This window comes from Afipia sp. OHSU_II-C1 (genome assembly GCF_000497575.1).
Taxonomy (GTDB): Bacteria; Pseudomonadota; Alphaproteobacteria; order Rhizobiales; family Xanthobacteraceae; genus Afipia.
In genome coordinates this window covers 174,238-192,537 of sequence record NZ_APJI01000014.1, presented here as the reverse complement: position 1 = coordinate 192,537, position 18,300 = coordinate 174,238, and the positions used below count along the sequence as shown (strand labels likewise).

The window sequence follows — 18,300 nt, the reverse complement described above, 5'->3', positions numbered from 1 at the left end:
GCACGCGAGATTTCATCGGGTTTTATGCACTACATTCTCGACCTGAATCGCGAGAAGTCGTTCGTTCAGTGGTGCGTCAATCAGGGCATCACGGTGTTCCTGATCTCGTGGGTCAACCCCGACAAGAAGCTCGGCGGCAAGACCTTCGAAGACTACATGCGCGAAGGCCCGCTGACGGCGATGGACGTCATCGAGAAGGCCACCGGCGAAATGCGTGTCCACACCATGGGCTACTGCGTCGGCGGGACGCTGCTCGCGACGACACTGGCATGGCTTGCGGAAAAGCGTCAGGTGCGCGTGACCTCGGCCACCTTCCTGGCCGCGCAGGTCGATTTCACCCATGCTGGCGATTTGCTGGTGTTTGTCGACGAGAGCCAGATTTCAAATCTCGAACGCGACATGAACAGAGCTGGCGTGCTCGAAGGCAGCAAGATGGCGATGGCCTTCAACATGCTTCGTTCGAACGATCTGATCTGGTCGTACGTGGTCAGCAATTATCTGAAGGGCAAGGAGCCCGCCGCCTTCGATCTGCTGCACTGGAATTCGGATGCCACCCGCATGCCGGCGGCGAACCATTCGTTCTATCTGCGCAACTGCTATCTCGAAAACCGGCTGTCCACCGGCACGATGGCGATCGACAATACCCAGCTCGATCTCTCCAAGGTGAAGGTGCCTGTCTACAATCTCGCCACCAAGGAAGATCACATCGCGCCGGCCGAGTCCGTGCTTTACGGCTCGCAATTCTTTGGCGGCCCGGTCAAATACGTCCTCGCCGGCTCAGGTCATATCGCGGGCGTGGTCAACCCGCCGGAACTGGGCAAGTACCAGTACTGGACCAATGACCGCATTGGCGACATCACCCTCGCCGACTGGCTCAAGGATGCACAGGAGCACAAGGGATCGTGGTGGCCGGACTGGCGCTCGTGGCTCGAAACGATCGATGCCGAGCAGGTGCCCGCCCGCATTCCTGGCAGCGGACCTCTGGAAGCCATTGAAGACGCACCGGGAAGTTATGTCCGGGTCCGCGCCTGAGCATAACGTCTGCCGCGGCGTTGGCCTCGCATCGCCAATCGTCTATGACTTCACACGTTATTTGCTTCGTCGACTCGTCCCGTACCATGACGGGACGATGAATGCATTTCCACCCGCCTCCGGGCAGGTCTTGCAAGATTGGAAGGACAAACGTCGATGACACGTGAACTGTTCTGGCTGACGCTGACCGTTATTTTCACCGGCCTGCTGTGGGTGCCCTACGTTCTCAACCGCTGCCAGGTCCGCGGCCTCGGCGGCGCAATGGCCAATCCGTCGCGCAACGACAAGCCGCTCGCCGAATGGGCGAACCGTCTGCTCTTTGCACACGACAATGCCGTCGAGAACCTCGTGGTGTTCGCCCCGCTGGTCCTGATCCTCAATGCTATCGATTATTCGAGCAAATGGACCGTGCTTGCGTGCGCCGTCTACTTCTGGTCGCGCGTCGCCCATCTCATCGTGTACACGCTCGGCGTACCTGTTCTGCGCACACTGACATTCCTGATCGGCTTTTTCGCGCAGGCCGTTCTCGCGCTGGCGATCTTCAAGATCCTCTGATCGCACACATACATCGGACAAAAAAGGGACGGCGATAAGCCGTCCCTCTTTTCTTTGTTCGTGTGCAACGTCTCACGGAAACATCGGTGGCTGGTCGATGCCCGCGGTCTCCGGAAAACCAAGCACCAGATTCATGTTCTGCACGGCCTGCCCCGACGCGCCCTTGGTGAGGTTGTCGAGCGTCGAGACAATGATCGCCCGTCCCGCGATCCGATCCGCCGCCACGCCGATGAAGGTCATGTTCGAGCCACGCACATGCCGCGAATGCGGGGTCTTGCCGAACGGCAAAACGTGAACGAACGGCTCCTTCTCGTACTGGTTCACCAGAATCTCGTGAAGGTCCTGCGCGATCTTGCCCCGCCGTCCCCGCACATAGATGGTCGAGAAGATGCCGCGGTTCATCGGAAGAAGGTGCGGCGTGAATGACACCACGACATCCTTGCCTGCGGCTTTCGAGAACTCCTGATCGAGTTCCGCCATGTGCCGATGCTGGCCGACGCCATAGGCGTTGAAGCCTTCGGAGACCTCCGAGAACAGCATCTCTTCCTTCGCCGAGCGCCCCGCTCCGGTCATTCCGGATTTGGCATCGATGACAATTTCGTCCGGCTCGATCGCCTTGGCTTTCAGCAGCGGGATCAACGGCAACTGGGCGCAGGTCGTGTAACAGCCGGGATTGGCGACCAGGCGCGCCTTCTTGATGTCACGCCGGTAGACTTCGACAAGCCCGTAGACGGCTTCCTTCTGAAGTTCGAGCGCGTGATGCTCGTGACCGTACCACTTGGCATAAGCGGCCGGATCTTCCAGCCGGAAGTCCGCCGACAGATCGACGATCTTGATATCCGGCGCCTTCGCGAAGACGTCCTTCAACACCTTCTGCGTGGTGGCGTGCGGCAACGCACAGAAAACCAGATCAAGTCCGGCCTTGGCCCAATCGACCTCATCGATTGTCACCAGCCGCGGCAGATCATATGGCGCGAATTGCGGAAACACGTCGCCCATCATCTGCCCGGCGCGCCGGTCGGCCGTCAGGACCGCGATCTCCACGCGGGGATGACGCAGCAGCAGCCGCACGAGTTCTGCCCCGGTGTATCCGGAGGCGCCAAGGATGCCGATCTTCTTCTTCGTGCTCATGGCGCGATCCCTTCGTGCACAGTGCTCAACGTTTCGTCTTCGATGGAGGCAAAAGCCTGCGGGCGCATGGCACGCATCGCAGCCGACAGTTTCTGCGCGCTCGCCGACTTCTGTAAGGCCAAAGCGCGTGTCACCGCAACATGGTCGGCATCCGATTTATGCTGGTTCAGTTTGAAACTGCCCTCGACATTTTCGACCGCCATAACCAACCCCACGATCGCTTTCATCATGGCCTCGCGCCGTCCCGCCGACATCTTGTCCATGGTCCACGGCCGCTTCGGCGCAAGATCATTTTCGAACCGGGCACTGGCCTGGCTCAGATGATCGGGCAGCTGCTGTCCCGTCATTACCCGCACCGGACCTGTCATATGAACCGCTTCATAGAGCCATGTCGGCACCTGATCGGGTGAAACGTACCAGTCTGGCGACACATAGGCATCTGCATCGCTCACGGCGAACAGCCACGGCGTCACGCCATCGGCGAGACCGATCAGCGGGTTGTGGCGGGCGAGATGAAAGCAGACCAGCGGCGTACCGTCGCTGCCATACTCGATATGGAACGGCACCGGCGACGCGAGCGGCTTCCGGCCGTCGTGAGCGCAGGCCAATCCGAACCCGCGTGCGGCAGCGAACGCGAGGCAGGCAGCGCGGTCAACTCGAAAGGCGGGTGGAACATACATTGCAAACTCCTGCTTCTGCGAGGAGCCGCCTGAGATCAAAACCGCGTGTTTGGGGAGCAAAGCGTGCCGCGGACCGTCTCCGGCGGCACGAGGGGTGATCTTAAACGCAATCAACCGCCCATACCGCGAGAATGCGGCGGCGGCGGGCAGCGATGATGGTTGTGTTCAAAATCATGGGCGCGGATATAGGTCCGCGCCCATTCTCCGTCAAGGAAATATCTGCCGTCAGATCGACGGATTCCACGGGGCGGGTACCCAGCGATAGCCGGAGCCGTCCTTCTCGATGTTGGCGAGCCCCGGAAACGGATAGTGGAAGCCCTGCACTCGCATCCGTTCCGCCGCGAGCATGTCATAGACCTTGCGCCGGGTGGCTTCGGCCTGGGGCCCATCCTGGTCGAACGATGCCTGCCAGCCCGGATTACGCACGAACAGGTCGGGATTGTTGGTGACGTCCGACTGGATGAACACCTTGTCCGCGCCGGAAGACAGCACATACGACGTGTGACCCGGCGTGTGGCCGATGGTCTCGACTGCGAGCAGGCCGGGCGCGACATCCTTGCCCCACTCATAGGGCGTGACCTTCTTCTTCAGCCCGGCCTCGAACACACGCCGGTTGTTCTTGAACAGGCCTTCCATGCGGCCCGCCGGCGCGCGGCTCATCTCGCCGTCGTCCATCCAGAACTTCCACTCGACAGACGGCACGAGCACTTCGGCATTCGGAAACGCCGGCTGGCCGTCGGCGGTGAGCAATCCGTTCACATGGTCGCCATGGAAATGCGAAATCACCACCATGTCGATGGCCTTGGAATCGATCCCGGCGGCCGCAAGGTTGCTGGCGAACTGGCCGGCGGAGCCCTTGCTGCTTGCGAACGCAGCAGGTCCGTTGCCTGTATCGATAACCACCAGCTTGCCGCCCGTATTGATCACGAGTGGTCCGAAATAGACCGTGACGGAGTCGCGAGGGCGAAATGCTTTTTCGAGCGAGGCATTCACCTCCTCTTTCTTTGCGTTCGTCACAAAGTTGTCAGCGAGCGGAAATGTGAGGGCCCCATCAGAAACCACCGTCACTTCGGCGTCGCCAACCTTGTAGCGGTAGAAGCTAGCGTTCTGCTTGCCGGCAACCGGTGCTGCGGCCTTCGCGGGATTGGAGGATAACAGCGGAGCCGCAGTGAGAGCAGCAGCGCCAGCCAGTGCGTGACGTCGTGTCAGATCCATCGTGTTTCTCCCGATTGATGAAATTCAGAATGCTGCTGTTTTTCGCGGTCGTTAGCGTGCCGCCCTGTTGCAAATCATTCGCAGCACACCCACACACGACAACCGGCGCGTCAATTTAACACCGGTCCGCGACAGCTATTCCCGATCACGAATAGTTTTGAAATGCGCTGTCACATGAGCATTTTGACGCCCATGATTCCGGGCGCCATCAAAAGACCGGACCACACGAACGCCGAAGTAAAATTCGCGAACTGGAAATGCCAGTATTCCATTTCCACAACGCCCGCGACCAGGGGAACGGTTGCGCGCAGAGGTCCGGAAAAACGGCCGATGAAAATACCGAGCACGCCCCATTTTTTCATGAAGCGTTCCGCGCGCGGCAGCATGTCGGGAAAGCTCGACATCGGCCACATGTGGGCAATGCGGTCGTGGAATCTCACTCCAATCCAGTACGACAGCCAATCGCCGCATGCCGCGCCGAGTCCCGCAGCGATCCAGATCGGCCAGAAATTGATTCCGCTGACACCGATCAGCGCACCGATGGAAACCAACGCGCCCCACGCCGGAATGATGAGCGAGAGAAAGGCCAGCGACTCCGCAAAGGCGAGCCCGAAGACAATGGGCATTGCCCACATCTGATGGTCGCGGACAAACTCAGCGAGCCCGCGGGTCATTTCCTCGAACGTCATGCGAAATCCCAAATCCGGCTTATCGAATCTGCCGGTTCCCCCTCATTTCGAATACCACGGCGGCAGCTGCCATGTTTGGGAACCGCCTGCGTCACATTTGCCGCCCTAACCGTGGCATAGTAACAGCCAACGATTCGCTCCCCGATCACGATATATCAAGACTTAAGAAGCATGGCTAAATCACTGAATAAAAAAGAGAAAACAGACGCGGACCTGTTCGCCTCTTCAGGTAAGAAGCCGGGCGCGCCGGCGAAGGCTGCGGCCAAGCCGTCAGGTGCCGAGGCCGGGTATACCGCGCGCGACATTGAAGTTCTTGAGGGCCTTGAGCCCGTCCGCCGCCGTCCCGGCATGTATATCGGCGGCACCGACGAGAAAGCGCTGCATCACCTGTTCGCCGAAGTCATCGACAACTCGATGGACGAAGCGCTGGCCGGCCACGCGACTTTCATTGAAGTGCATCTCGGCGCTGACGGATATCTCACCGTCGTCGACAACGGACGCGGCATTCCAGTCGACCCGCACCCGAAGTTTCCGAAAAAGTCCGCTCTCGAAATTATCATGTGCACGCTGCATGCCGGCGGCAAGTTCGACTCCAAGGTCTATGAGACGTCTGGCGGCCTGCACGGCGTCGGCGTGTCCGTGGTGAACGCCCTCTCCTCGCAGCTCGTGGTCGAGGTCGCGCGCAACCAGAAGCTCTACAGGATGACGTTCGAGCGCGGAAAGCCGAAGGGCAAGCTCGAAGAACTCGGCAAGGTCAACAACCGCCGCGGCACCAGCATCCGCTTCAAACCCGATACGGATATTTTCGGCGCCAAAGCCGTGTTCAAGCCGCAGCGCCTGTTCAAGATGGCGCGCTCAAAGGCGTACCTGTTCGGCGGTGTCGAAATCCGCTGGCGCTGTGACAAGGAATTGCTCAAGGGCGTCGATGATGTTCCTGAGGAAGACACCTTCCATTTCCCTGGCGGCCTGAAGGACTATCTGGCGGCAGCGATCCATGCCGACACACTGGTGCACCCCGATATTTTCTCCGGCAAGTCCGGCCGCAACGGCGCTCATGGCGCCTGCGAATGGGCCGTCGCCTGGACGGCCGATGCTGACGGATTTCTGTCGTCCTACACCAACACGGTTCCGACGCCCGACGGCGGCACGCATGAAGCGGGCTTCCGCAGCGCGCTGCTGCGCGGCCTGAAGGACTACGCCGAGCGTATCGGCCAGGGTAAGAAAGCGTCTTCCATTACGTCCGAGGACGTCATGGTCGGCGCCGCTGCGATGCTGTCGGTATTCGTCCGCGAGCCTGAATTCCAGGGCCAGACCAAGGACCGTCTGGCAACCGCCGAGGCCCAGAAGATCGTCGAACAGGCCATCAAGGACCCGTTCGATCACTGGCTGACGGGCAATCCGTTGCAGGCCAACAAGCTGCTCGAATTCGTGGTGGAGCGCGCCGACGAGCGGCTGCGCCGACGCGCCGAGAAGGAAACCTCGCGCAAGACCGCGGTGAAGAAACTGCGATTGCCGGGCAAGCTCGCCGACTGCACCAACAGTGCGACCGAAGGCTCCGAACTCTTCATCGTGGAAGGCGACTCCGCAGGCGGCAGCGCCAAGCAGGCGCGCGACCGCAAGACGCAGGCGATCCTGCCGCTGCGTGGAAAGATCCTCAACGTCGCGTCCGCGACCAAGGACAAGCTCACCGCCAATGCCCAGCTCGCCGATCTCATTCAGGCGATCGGAGCGGGCATCGGCGCGCAATATCGCGAAGAGGATTTGCGCTACTCGCGCATCATCATCATGACCGACGCGGACGTGGACGGTGCGCACATCGCCTCGCTGCTCATCACGTTCTTCTATCGGCAGATGCCGCGCCTGATCGACGAAGGCCATCTCTATCTCGCCGTGCCGCCGCTCTATCGCCTCACCCACGGGTCCAAGACGGTGTACGCACGCGACGAAGCGCATCGTGATGAACTCCTGAAAAAGGAATTCCACGCCAACGCAAAGGTCGACATCGGACGCTTCAAAGGCCTCGGCGAGATGATGCCGGCGCAGTTGAAGGAAACCACGATGGACCCCACCAAGCGCACCATGTTGCGTGTCGTGCTGCTGCCGGACGATCGTGAAGGCACCGCCGATTCCGTCGAGCGCCTGATGGGCACCAAGGCCGAAGCCCGCTTCGCCTTCATTTCCGACAAGGCCGAGTTCGCCAGCGAGGACCTGCTGGACGTGTAAGCCCGCCAGTGCAACCAATCCGGCGCGAAGGCGTAGTGTTCATATGAAAACGCTATTCCTCATCGTCGGAACGCTGGCGCTTGTCACCGGACTGCTCTGGATCGGCCAAGGCACGGGTTACGTGAACTGGCCGCGGTCCAGTTTCATGGTCAGCCAGATGCAATGGGCTTACTATGGCGCCGCGCTTGGCCTCGCCGGATTGCTGATGATTGTGATTTCGCAACGCCGCTAGGCGACATCAGTTTGGTATGATTTGATCTCCGCAAGCGACGAAGACCCGCAGCGGAGACACTATGCAAAAATCCCCCTTCGACCTCACCGGTAAGATTGCCATCGTCACCGGCGGCAATGGCGGCATCGGCCTCGGGATGGCGCGAGGCCTCGCCCGTGCTGGCGCAGGCATCGTTATCGCCGGACGCAACAAGGACAAATCCGAGGAAGCCGTGCGCGACATCGAGGCGCTTGGCGCCAGCGCGCTGGCAGTCTCCGTCGACGTGACCGACATCGCATCCGTCGGGGCCATGGTTGAAGCCACGCTCGCGCAAATGGGGCGGATCGACATCCTGATCAACAACGCCGGCATGAGTGTCCGCCAACCAGCCCACGCTCTCAGTCTGGACGACTGGCAAACCGTGATGAACACCAACCTCACGAGCGCATTCATTTGCGCGAAGGCCGTCTATCCGGCGATGAAGCAGGCCGGCGGCGGGAAGATCATCAACATCGGCTCCATGACATCGATCTTCGGCGCAGCTTACGCGCCCGCCTATGCCGCGAGCAAAGGCGGCATCGTGCAGTTCACCAAATCGATCGCGTTGTCGTGGGCCGCCGACAATATTCAGGCCAACGCCATTCTGCCCGGCTGGATCGACACCGCCCTCACCCGAACTGCGCGCGCGCAGGTTTCGGGGCTCAACGAGAATGTGCTGAACCGAACGCCCGCGAAACGCTGGGGCAACATCGACGATCTCGCCGGAGCGGCGGTCTTTCTCGCTTCGCCCGCGTCCGATTTCGTCACGGGCACCGCGATTCCGGTGGACGGTGGCTATTCAGTCCAGTGACTGATCACATCGCTTCGGGCGAATGCACATGTTCAGGGCGAATGCCAATCCCAAGTAATCGCGCTGTCAGCCCCTGCAACCATGGCATTGCCGTGATCAGCCCGGCGACAAACGGCGGCTTCAAGTCCTCGCCCGACAGCGCCCGGTTGATGACGTTGTCCTGAATGACCGTCTGCATGGTCTGCGTCATTCGCGCGGGAAACAGGCGGCGTCGCTGAACCTGTTCAAGGTCTGCGAGCGAAGGCCCGCCACTCTTGCCAAATCTGTCGAACAGAAGATTTGCCGCGGCAACCGCGTCCTGCACCGCGAGATTGACGCCAACGCCACCGACGGGTGACATCGCATGCGCAGCGTCGCCAATACAAAGCAGGCCGGGCAATGCCCAGCGCGTCAGCCGGTCGATCCGAACCGTCAGCAGTTTCACGTCGTCCCAGTTCCGGACGTCGCCGATCCGCGATCGCAGAATAGGCGCAAGAGACGCCACATTGTCGCGGAACGCATCGAGCCCACGCGTCTTGATGTCGTCGATTTTGCCTTTTGAGATCACGTAAGCGCACTGCCAGTAGTCGTCGCGGTCGATCGTCACGATCATCTGGCCGCGCTGCAACCGCGCAAAAATGCCGTCGCTATCGGCCTTCGATTTTCCCACGCGAAACCAGAGCACATCGATCGGCGCGCCGATATTTTCCACCTTGAGCCCGGCCTGCTCGCGGATGATCGAATGCCGGCCATCGCATGCGACAGTGAGATCGGCCGAAATCTGAAGCGTTCCGTCCGGGACCTTGGCAATGACGCCGGTCATGCGCGAGCCGTCCCTGACCAATTCAATCGCCTCGGTATCTTTCAGGACTTGAAGCGACGGGAAACGCGCGCCCTTGGTTTCGAGAAAATTGAGGAAGTCCCACTGCGGCATCAGCGCAATGAAAGGGCACGCGGTGTCCAGCCGCGTCAGGTCTGCAATCTGGATCGGAATTTTCCCGAACATGCCTTGCATGTACGCGAGTTGCTGATGCGGAATCTTCAGGAAATCGTCCAGGAGCCCGAGCTCCTGCATCACCTGCAATGTCGAGGGATGAACCGTGTCACCGCGAAAGTCGCGGAAGAAGTCGGCGTGCTTTTCAAGAACCACGGTCTTGATTCCTGCACGGCCCAGCAGATAGCCCAGCATCATCCCTGCCGGACCTCCTCCGACGATGCAGCACTGTACCGTCAGAAACCTTCTGGCGGGTCCGCTCGCGCTTTCGAAGGACATCGACGTTCCCTTCTTACCGCCGGAAGTTCTTGATCTCCGAGAGGCTGCCGTCCTGATAGGTCAATTCGACCGAGACGGATCGCGTCGACGCTGGAATCTTCATATACGACGCGGCGTTTTCAGGGATCGCCGACGGGTCCCTGGGATTGCACGGCGGAATTTTGACCACCTGGTTCGGCACCGTCGTGTCGATGCCGATGCGCATTTCGCGGATCGCGCAGCGATACGATAAAATCTGCGAGTAATAGACCAGCGGTCCGCTGTAGCCGCCGAACGCGAGCCAGCTATTCGATGTCATGTCCAGCAGCTTTCGATGGCTCGCGATCAACGCGGCCTCGGGATCGAACTTGATTGGGAAAGGTCCCTGCATCTGACCGGTCGGATCGACGTAACGGACCTGAATCGTCGCAGCCGGAGCATCGTTCGGCAGTTCGATCGAGGTATTCGGCATGCGGCGCCGGGTTCGCGGATCGAGCGCGTCGGTGAACCCCGTCTCCTTGAATTCGCCGCTCTCGCCTAACCGCCAGGAAGTCGCCAGCGTCGGATCGGCAATGGAGAATGCAATCGACCATCCGCCATTGTGGCGCATGAAACTCGCAATCGGGGCATTGCCGTTGTCGATCGCAACCGGAGGCGTCGGCTGTACCGGCAGCGCCGCGACCTGTGTTTGCGCCTCGACTGCGATGGCACGTTCGCTGTCCTTGGCTGGCCTCAGGATGAAATCACCGACGATCTGATCGTAGTAGGCTGGGGTCTGCATCCGGCTTGCTGCCGCCGTCATCTGACGTACATCGGACTGCGTCCGTTTGGCGATCTGCACCAGATTGAGTCCGGGCTGCGCCAATTCGCGCACAAAGCTGCGGGTAAAAACCGAGTTCGGATTCGGATCGTTATCGTTCAGACGATCAAGCGCAGTCTGCTTGGCACCCGCCGAGAAGATCACGAACACGCCTTCCGGCGGTGAAATCGGAGCGAGTCCTCCGCTCCCGCCGAGCGCACGCGTGCCTGTCGCCTCAAAAGGATTGTTGCGGCAGGCGTCGAACACGAAGATCGACGTGCGTGCGCCACGCGCCTGAAGACGCGAGATCACCCGCTCGGCTGCGAACGCACCGTCGCGGATCAGTTCTTCCTGCCCCTGCGTGACCGCAGCAATGTCGGTCGGCAGCAGATAGTTCTGACCGTTGATTTCGAAGCCGTGCCCCGCGAAGAAAAAGAATGCGGTGTCTCCGGGTTCGACAACCTTGTCGAACGCCAGCATCGTTTCGCTGAAAGCCTGCCGGGTCTGGTTTTCGGCGAACAGCACGTTGAAACCGAGCTGCTTGAGCGCATCGCTCATGGTGCGCGCATCGTTCACCGCTTTCTGCAGCCGGGGCACGTTGCGGTAGTCGTTGTTGCCGATGACCAGCGCCACCCTCTTTTCGGCATGAGCAGGGGCAATAAACGCCGCCGTCAGCGCGACGAGGCCGATCAGCAGTCTCCAAATCCGATGGCTGGTCATGGTCCCTGTCCCTTGGCCGCCCCACGGGCAAGGGCCCGGTTCCGGCGGTTAGTATGTCATAGTCGCCTGCTATAAGAAGGCGGTTCATATGGCCCGATTCCAGGCCTCCGAAACCCTTCAACTTGTTGTCGGATTAAGGTTTTTCGCGGTTTTTGCCCCTAAATTCATTGACTTTCACCGTTTCAGGCCTATGTTCCGCTGCAACGCGGTCAGAATCGAGACGTGGTTTCCTGGCCAGCCGCCTGTCGGCAAATATCTCCCTCCCCGTGCCCTTAAAGCGTGCCGTTCCGGGGTGAGGCGCGACAGAAATTTCCAGAGTCCGAACGGCGATTTCGACTCGAGGCTCAATGTCCTTTTCCAATCTCGGCCTGTCCGACAAGGTTCTCGCTGCTGTTGCGGCCACCGGTTATACGACCCCTACCCCCATTCAGGAAAAAGCGATCCCCCACGTTCTCGCCCGGCGCGACGTGCTCGGCATCGCCCAGACCGGCACCGGCAAGACTGCCGCTTTTGTGCTCCCGATGCTGACGCTGCTCGAAAAAGGCCGCGCACGGGCTCGCATGCCGCGCACCCTGATTCTTGAACCGACCCGCGAACTCGCGGCGCAGGTGAAGGAAAATTTCGACAAGTACGGCGCCGGCCAGAAACTGAATGTCGCGCTGCTGATCGGTGGCGTCTCGTTCGGCGACCAGGACACCAAGCTGATGCGCGGCGTCGACGTGCTGATCGCCACACCCGGCCGCCTGCTGGATCACACCGAGCGCGGTGGCCTGCTTCTCACCGGCGTCGAACTGCTGGTGATCGACGAAGCCGACCGCATGCTCGACATGGGCTTCATTCCCGACATCGAACGTATCTGCAAGCTGGTCCCGTTCACCCGGCAGACCCTGTTCTTCACGGCGACCATGCCGCCGGAAATCCGGCGCATCACCGAGACTTTCCTTCACAATCCCGAGAAGGTAGAAGTCTCCAAACCCGCCTCCACCGCGATCACCGTGACTCAATCGCAGGTCGGCGTGGGCCGCGAACCGCACGAAAAGCGCGAAATGCTCCGGCAGTTGCTGCGCGACGCCAAGGACCTCAAGAACGCGATCATCTTCTGTAACCGCAAGCGCGACGTGGCGGTGGTTTACAAATCCCTCCAGAAGCATGGTTTCAGCGTCGGCGCCCTTCACGGCGATATGGATCAGTCGGCGCGAACAGCCTCACTCGACCAGTTCCGCAAGGGCGAACTTCCCTTGCTGGTGGCCTCCGATGTCGCCGCCCGCGGTCTTGATATTCCCGAAGTCAGCCACGTCTTCAATTTCGACGTTCCCCATCATCCGGACGACTACGTTCATCGCATCGGCCGCACCGGCCGCGCCGGACGCCTCGGGACCGCGATTTCGATCGTCAGCCCGGCGGACCAGAAGTCCGTCGCCGCGATTGAGAAACTGATCGGCCAGCCCATCGCTCGTGCCGATGTTGCCCCCGTTCCAAGCACCGAAGCCGCGACATCGCCCGTCCGCGAACAGCAGACCGAACGTGCGCCCGACGATCGCAAGCCGCGCCGCGACTCACAGCGAAGCCGTGGCGGCCGCAACAAGTCCCGGAAGCCTGACGGCGCCGATCGCAAGCCCCATGCCGCCGAAAAGCCGGCCCAGGCCCCATCCATTGGACGCGCGATGCCTGCGGCAGCAGCCCGGGAACAGCATGCCGAGCCGGCGGACCATTCACATCTGCCCGCGTTCCTCCTGCGGCCCATTCGCGCCCGCGGCTGACCACAACCAATTGACCCGTCTGCGGATTGGAACCGTTTACGGGTCATTCATTCTCGTCCCTTAACGTGCCTCCAATACTTTTAGCCATTTCGTTAAAGGGCGGGCAGAAGCTTGCCTTGAAGGGCACGGAACGTGATTGGCCTGTTGGAAGAATATGAACGCACCATGGCGTTCGCTGAAGTTGCTTTGGGCCAGATTAGATCCCTGCGCCAGAACGCGGTGCCTCGCAACTACGAGATTTGGTACATCTACGCGACTGGTTACAATTCCGCCCTCAACAAGATCATCAACGAGACGCTGTCGCGCAACGGCAAACTGACCGAAGCCGATCTCGAGCAGATCTACGAAACCTACCTTTCCCAGAACCGGACCACCGAGCGGATCGACACGGTCGGAACACGCGTCATCAACGAAATCGACGACGTGATGAATCTCATCACGGACGCACTGGGAATGACCTCGACATTCGGACGAAGCCTCGAAGGCGCAACCCAGAAGCTATCCAGCGCCCGGGATCGCGAACAGGTCAAGATCGTGGTCGAAGCGCTCGTGGCATCGACCCGGGAGATGCAGGAAACCAATAAAGCTCTGGAAGCGCGTCTCGCAACGTCCAAGCAGCAGATCAGCAGCCTCCAGCACAGCCTCGAAGCCATCCGCACCGAGAGCCTGACCGACCCCCTCACCTCGCTGGGAAACCGCAAGTTCTTCGACCGCGCCTTAGAAGGCGCCGTAGCGCACGCGGCCGAAAGCGGCGAGCCGTTGTCCCTGCTGATGCTGGACATCGACCATTTCAAATCGTTCAACGACAATTATGGCCATCTCACCGGTGACCAGGTGCTGCGCCTCGTCGCGATGTCGCTGAAACAAACCACCAAGGGCCAGGACATCACCGCACGTTATGGCGGCGAGGAATTTGCCGTGGTGCTGCCCAACACCGCTTTGCGTCAGGCTCTGACAGTTGCCGACAACATCCGCCGTGCCGTCATGTCCAAGCAACTGAAGAAGAAGTCGACGGGCGAAATCCTCGGCCGCGTGACGATCTCGGTTGGCGTATCGATGCTTCAGCCCGGCGACGATCGCGAGCGGCTGATCGAGCGCGCGGACGCCTGCCTCTACGCAGCCAAACGCAATGGCCGCAACCGCGTCATTTGCGAGGCCGATCCCGAATTCTCGCCGGTCGACCGTATTCAGGTCGCCTAGCGCTTTTTCACGGACGACCGTTTCGAGTTCGTTTTGCGGCCCGCAGCTTTCTTCACTGCGGGCGATTTTGATTTTCTGACTGTCTTCGGTTTCCGAGGGGCAGCCTTGGACGGAGCTTTCCGCTGGCCTGAGCGCTTCTTCACACCAACTTTCCTGGCAGCAGCGCGCTTCGCTGCCCCGACAGCCTCGCGGGCCCAGACCGCCAGTTCCTCGGGATCATCGTAAAGCCGCTCCGGCAGATGCCGGTAGGATTTCACGACGACCGTCTTGTTCCGGGTTTCATACTGGAATGGCTTTGCGCCTTCGGCCTCGTAACGCGCGACTGTCTGCTCGTCGACCCTGAAGATGATGCCGGCGCGAAGCGCCATGGCGAAGTTCACACCGTCAGCGACGATGCCGTAGCCGCTGAACATCCTGCGCAGGACAACGGGCCCGAACTCAGAGAAAAGATCGATGAGATAATCGCGATCCATCGCGTCTTCCGCAAAAGCTTGCCCTCGGGCTCGACCCGAGGGTGGTATCGGTTTTGCGACCAGAATACGCGAAAACTAAAAAGCCGGACCGAGTGAATTAGCCGACTTTGGCCGGGGTCAACTGGACCGACTCGCCGCAGCCGCAGGCGCTGACCTGATTGGGATTGTTGAAGATGAACTGCGCCTGCATCTTGTCGGCCTTGTAGTCCATCTCCGTGCCGAGCAAAAACAGCACGGCCTTCGGATCGACCAGAACCTTCACGCCCTTGTCTTCCACGACCTCGTCGGTCGGACGGACCTCGTGGGCATACTCGACAGTGTAGGACTGGCCGGCACAGCCGCCGTTCTTGATGCCGACACGAAGGCCGACGATCTCGGAGTCCGCACGCGCAGACAGTTCCTTGACGCGCGACGCAGCCGCTTCCGTCAGACGCATCACCTGCGGACGGGGGCGCACAGCGGGCTTGGAGGGCGCGGGAGCATTTGGCGTCATACCGGTCATTTGTTCATTCCTCGTGGCGGTTCAAGGCCGCCCTGAAATGCAGATAGATACTGAAGCTAACTGAGTCGTCTCAACTCACCACATGTTGAGGACGAGGCGGGCCTCGTCGGACATCCGGTCGGGGGTCCAGGTGGGCTCCCAAACCACGTTGACGCTAACGGGGCCCACACCAGCAACGCTGGCAACCGCGTTCTCAACCATGGTCGGCAGCTCGCCGGCGGCGGGACAGTTCGGCGTCGTCAGCGTCATCTGCACATCCACGGAGCGGTCGTCCTTGATGTCGACCTTGTAGATCAGACCGAGTTCATAAATGTCCGCCGGGATTTCCGGATCGAAAACCGTCTTCAGCGCGGCCACGATATCCGTCCCGAGACGCTCGGTTTCCTCAGGCGGAAGCGCCGACTGGGTGTCAAATTTCAAACCGGCCGGTTCAGCGGCCTGGACGGTGTCGTTCATGCGAATAGCTCCCGCGCCTTGATGAGCGCCTGTGCCAGCTGGTCGACTTCAGCGCGCGTATTATACATGCCAAATGAGGCACGGCACGTTGCCGTCACATTGAATCGCTCCAGAAGGGGCATGACGCAATGGGTGCCTGCCCGCACAGCAATGCCGCCCCGGTCTATGACCGTCGCCACATCATGTGGGTGCGCGCCCTTCATTTCGAAAGAGATAACAGGTCCCTTCCCCTTTGCCGTGCCGATGATGCGCACCGAATTGATCTCGCGCAGCCGGTCGGTGGCATAGGCCAGCAAGTCATGCTCATGCCTGGCGATACGATCCTTGCCGATCGAATTCACGTAGTCGATGGCCGCACCGAGCCCGATTGACTCGACGATGGCCGGGGTGCCCGCCTCGAACTTGTGCGGCGGATCGCCATAGGTCACCCAGTCCTTGGCGACCTCGCGGATCATCTCGCCGCCGCCATTGTAGGGGCGCATCGCGACCAGATGATCGTATTTCGCGTACAATACGCCGATCCCGGTCGGACCGTAGAGCTTGTGGCCAGTGAAGACGTAGAAATCGCAATCGATGTCCTGCACATCGATGTTCAGATGAACCGCGCCCTGACTGCCGTCCACCAGCACCGGAATGCCCCGCGCATGCGCGAGCTTCACGACGTCTTTGACCGGAACAACAGTCCCGAGCGCATTCGACATCTGCGTGATCGCGACCAGCTTGGTCTTGGGCGTGAGCAGCTTCTCGAACTCGTCGATCAGGAAGTTGCCCTCGTCATCGACCGGCGCCCACTTGATTACTGCGCCATGGCGCTCGCGCAGGAAATGCCACGGCACGATGTTGGAGTGATGCTCCATGATCGAGAGCACGATCTCGTCGCCGGCCTTGATGTTCGGCTCGCCCCACGACGACGCGACAAGATTGATCGCCTCGGTGGCATTGCGTGTGAAGATGATTTCTTCGTTGCGCTTCGCGTTCAGGAACTGCGCCACCTTGGTGCGGCCGCCCTCATAGGCGTCCGTCGCAGCGTTGGCAAGATAATGCAGGCCGCGATGAACGTTGGCGTATTCGGACTTGTACGCCTCGGTCATGCGATCGAGAACCGCCGTCGGCTTCTGCGCCGAAGCCGCGTTGTCGAGATAAACCAGCGGCTTGCCGTAAACCTTCAGCGCAAGCGCCGGGAAATCCTGGCGGACACGCTCGACATCATATGAGCCGTTGGCAACTGCCGGATGCATGATCAGCCTCGCGTCGCCAGCCATCGCTCGGCAGCGGCGACTGCAAAGTCGCGAAGGTTATCGTCGGCGATGGACTCGATGGCCTCGCCGACAAACGCAGCGATCAGAAGCGCCTGCGCTTCCTTCTCGGGCAAGCCGCGCGCGCGGAGATAGAACAGCAGGCTTTCATCGAGCGCACCGGTCGTGGCGCCGTGACCGCAGGTCACGTCATCCGCGAAGATTTCGAGCTCGGGCTTGTTGTCCGCTTCTGCTTCGTCCGACAGCAGTAGCGCACGGGTCATCATCTTGCCGTCGGTCTTCTGCGCGTCGGGACGCACGATGATGCGGCCCTGGAACACCGAATGTGCATGATCGTCCAGTACCGAGCGGAACACTTCGCGACTGGAGCAATGCGGCACCGCGTGATCAACCACGAGCGTAGTATCGCCATGCCGGCGCGCGCCGAGCAGATTGACACCGTTGGTGGTCAGTTCGCTGCCTTCGCCGGCGAATGTGATGAAGCCCTGATAGCGGCTGACGTTGCCGCCATTGGTCAGATTGAATGTATTGAGCTTGGCCTTGGCGCCAATCGTGAAGATGCCGGTCGAGATGTTGGCGGCATCGAGCGCATCCTCCATCAGCCGGACATGCTGAAGCTCAGCCTCGTCACCGATCCAGATGACGACGGAATCGTGCGTCTGATAGGACTTCGCGCCTTCCGCGGCGACGAAGCTCTCGACGAACGTCACGCTTGCACCCTTCCCGACCTTGAGCAGCGAACGCGTGACAAGCGACGTGCCCGAGTCGGTGGCCACATGAACGATATGAATCGGTTTTGCGAGCGCAGCGCCTTCGGCGACATCGATCACGACGCCATCCGTCGCGAGCGCGGCATTCAGCGAAATCATCGCATCCGACGCGACACTGGTTTGCAGCAGATCGGCACGGACCTTGTTGCCGCCGTCTTCCAGAACTTCACGCAGCGTTCGCAGGTGGACACCCGCTTCCAGCGCCGTCACGTCCGACAACTGCGGCGCGAACACGCCATCAACCAGCACAAGCTTCTGGGTGCTGTCGATGCCGAGCGACTTCACCGCTTGGGCCGCACGCGCGAGATCAGCCTGATCCGGCGCTGGTGCCAGCGGCGCGATCTCGCGCAGCAGTGCACGCAGGTCCGTGTACTTCCATTCCTCGATGCGCCGATGCGGCAAGCCGAGACGCGCGAAGTCGTCGAAAGCACTCTGCCGAACATCGGTAACCGGGCCCGACCCGGGCAGACGGCTCCGCGCCGCGGCGAACAGCTCGCCAAGCGCATGGTCCGTCGTGGGCTTAACCAGTGCAACGTTCATGATTGGA

At 60.8% G+C, this 18,300-nt stretch carries 18 protein-coding genes; 7 read left to right on the top strand and 11 right to left on the bottom strand.

Annotation, left to right across the window (positions count from 1 at the left end; genetic code table 11):
* Both I554_RS0116515 and I554_RS0116510 read left to right on the top strand, forming a co-directional pair.
* Positions 1-1,032: alpha/beta fold hydrolase (locus I554_RS0116515; protein WP_024578184.1), on the top strand; the 1,032-nt coding region annotated here is incomplete at its 5' end.
* Positions 1,033-1,188: 156 nt separating this feature from the next.
* A complete protein-coding gene (locus I554_RS0116510; RefSeq protein ID WP_024577591.1) occupies positions 1,189-1,587 on the top strand; it encodes an MAPEG family protein in 399 nt (132 codons plus the stop codon).
* A 72-nt stretch (positions 1,588-1,659) separates the two neighbouring features.
* Here the strand turns inward: I554_RS0116510 and argC are convergent, their stop codons facing one another.
* The 4 genes from argC to I554_RS0116490 form a co-directional block, all read right to left on the bottom strand.
* The gene (gene argC / locus I554_RS0116505) at positions 1,660-2,718 is read right to left on the bottom strand and encodes an N-acetyl-gamma-glutamyl-phosphate reductase (RefSeq protein WP_024577590.1); all 1,059 of its coding nucleotides are present in this window, start codon (positions 2,716-2,718) and stop codon (positions 1,660-1,662) included.
* Positions 2,715-3,398 (bottom strand): FMN-binding negative transcriptional regulator, encoded by a 684-nt coding sequence (locus I554_RS0116500; RefSeq protein WP_024577589.1) that lies wholly within the window; start codon positions 3,396-3,398, stop codon positions 2,715-2,717. The genes argC and I554_RS0116500 overlap by 4 nt, the downstream gene beginning before the upstream one ends.
* 225 nt (positions 3,399-3,623) lie before the next feature.
* Positions 3,624-4,613, bottom strand: a complete 990-nt coding sequence (locus I554_RS0116495) for an MBL fold metallo-hydrolase (protein ID WP_024577588.1) — start codon at positions 4,611-4,613, stop codon at positions 3,624-3,626.
* Between the two features lie 170 nt (positions 4,614-4,783).
* The gene (locus I554_RS0116490) at positions 4,784-5,302 is read right to left on the bottom strand and encodes a DedA family protein (RefSeq protein WP_024577587.1); all 519 of its coding nucleotides are present in this window, start codon (positions 5,300-5,302) and stop codon (positions 4,784-4,786) included.
* A 171-nt stretch (positions 5,303-5,473) separates the two neighbouring features.
* On the opposite strand from I554_RS0116490, the gene parE reads away from it, so the two are divergent.
* From parE to I554_RS0116475, 3 genes are all read left to right on the top strand, one after another.
* Complete coding sequence (parE, locus tag I554_RS0116485) at positions 5,474-7,525, top strand: DNA topoisomerase IV subunit B (protein WP_024577586.1); 2,052 nt, start codon at positions 5,474-5,476, stop codon at positions 7,523-7,525.
* A 43-nt stretch (positions 7,526-7,568) separates the two neighbouring features.
* A complete protein-coding gene (locus I554_RS0116480) occupies positions 7,569-7,757 on the top strand; it encodes a hypothetical protein (protein ID WP_024577585.1) in 189 nt (62 codons plus the stop codon).
* 61 nt (positions 7,758-7,818) lie between these two features.
* Positions 7,819-8,586, top strand: coding sequence for a glucose 1-dehydrogenase (locus I554_RS0116475; RefSeq protein ID WP_024577584.1), 768 nt, complete (start codon positions 7,819-7,821; stop codon positions 8,584-8,586).
* 4 nt (positions 8,587-8,590) lie between these two features.
* On the opposite strand, the gene I554_RS0116470 is transcribed toward I554_RS0116475, so the two are convergent.
* Both I554_RS0116470 and I554_RS0116465 read right to left on the bottom strand, forming a co-directional pair.
* On the bottom strand, positions 8,591-9,838 hold the full coding sequence (locus I554_RS0116470; RefSeq protein ID WP_051358565.1) for an FAD-dependent oxidoreductase: 1,248 nt from the start codon (positions 9,836-9,838) through the stop codon (positions 8,591-8,593).
* 13 nt (positions 9,839-9,851) lie between these two features.
* Positions 9,852-11,336 carry a caspase family protein gene (locus I554_RS0116465; protein ID WP_024577582.1) on the bottom strand — a complete coding sequence of 495 codons (1,485 nt, stop codon included), beginning with the start codon at positions 11,334-11,336 and terminating at the stop codon, positions 9,852-9,854.
* 347 nt (positions 11,337-11,683) lie between these two features.
* Here I554_RS0116465 and I554_RS0116460 point away from each other — a divergent pair, with 347 nt between their 5' ends.
* Positions 11,684-13,096: a DEAD/DEAH box helicase gene (locus I554_RS0116460; RefSeq protein WP_024577581.1), complete on the top strand. Its 1,413-nt coding sequence runs from the start codon at positions 11,684-11,686 to the stop codon at positions 13,094-13,096.
* A gap of 132 nt (positions 13,097-13,228) precedes the next feature.
* Positions 13,229-14,296, top strand: a complete 1,068-nt coding sequence (locus I554_RS0116455) for a GGDEF domain-containing protein (RefSeq protein WP_024577580.1) — start codon at positions 13,229-13,231, stop codon at positions 14,294-14,296.
* Here I554_RS0116455 and I554_RS0116450 read toward each other — a convergent pair.
* From I554_RS0116450 to sufD, 5 genes are all read right to left on the bottom strand, one after another.
* Positions 14,293-14,769: a TfoX/Sxy family protein gene (locus I554_RS0116450; protein ID WP_024577579.1), complete on the bottom strand. Its 477-nt coding sequence runs from the start codon at positions 14,767-14,769 to the stop codon at positions 14,293-14,295. The two genes, I554_RS0116455 and I554_RS0116450, sit on opposite strands and share 4 nt — an antisense overlap.
* 97 nt (positions 14,770-14,866) lie before the next feature.
* Positions 14,867-15,271, bottom strand: a complete 405-nt coding sequence (locus I554_RS0116445) for an iron-sulfur cluster assembly accessory protein (RefSeq protein WP_024577578.1) — start codon at positions 15,269-15,271, stop codon at positions 14,867-14,869.
* A gap of 75 nt (positions 15,272-15,346) precedes the next feature.
* Positions 15,347-15,727 (bottom strand): SUF system Fe-S cluster assembly protein, encoded by a 381-nt coding sequence (locus I554_RS0116440; protein WP_024577577.1) that lies wholly within the window; start codon positions 15,725-15,727, stop codon positions 15,347-15,349.
* On the bottom strand, positions 15,724-16,965 hold the full coding sequence (locus I554_RS0116435) for a cysteine desulfurase (RefSeq protein WP_024577576.1): 1,242 nt from the start codon (positions 16,963-16,965) through the stop codon (positions 15,724-15,726). The genes I554_RS0116440 and I554_RS0116435 overlap by 4 nt, the downstream gene beginning before the upstream one ends.
* Positions 16,966-16,967: 2 nt before the next feature.
* Positions 16,968-18,293, bottom strand: a complete 1,326-nt coding sequence (gene sufD, locus I554_RS0116430) for a Fe-S cluster assembly protein SufD (protein ID WP_024577575.1) — start codon at positions 18,291-18,293, stop codon at positions 16,968-16,970.
* Positions 18,294-18,300: the final 7 nt, after the last annotated feature.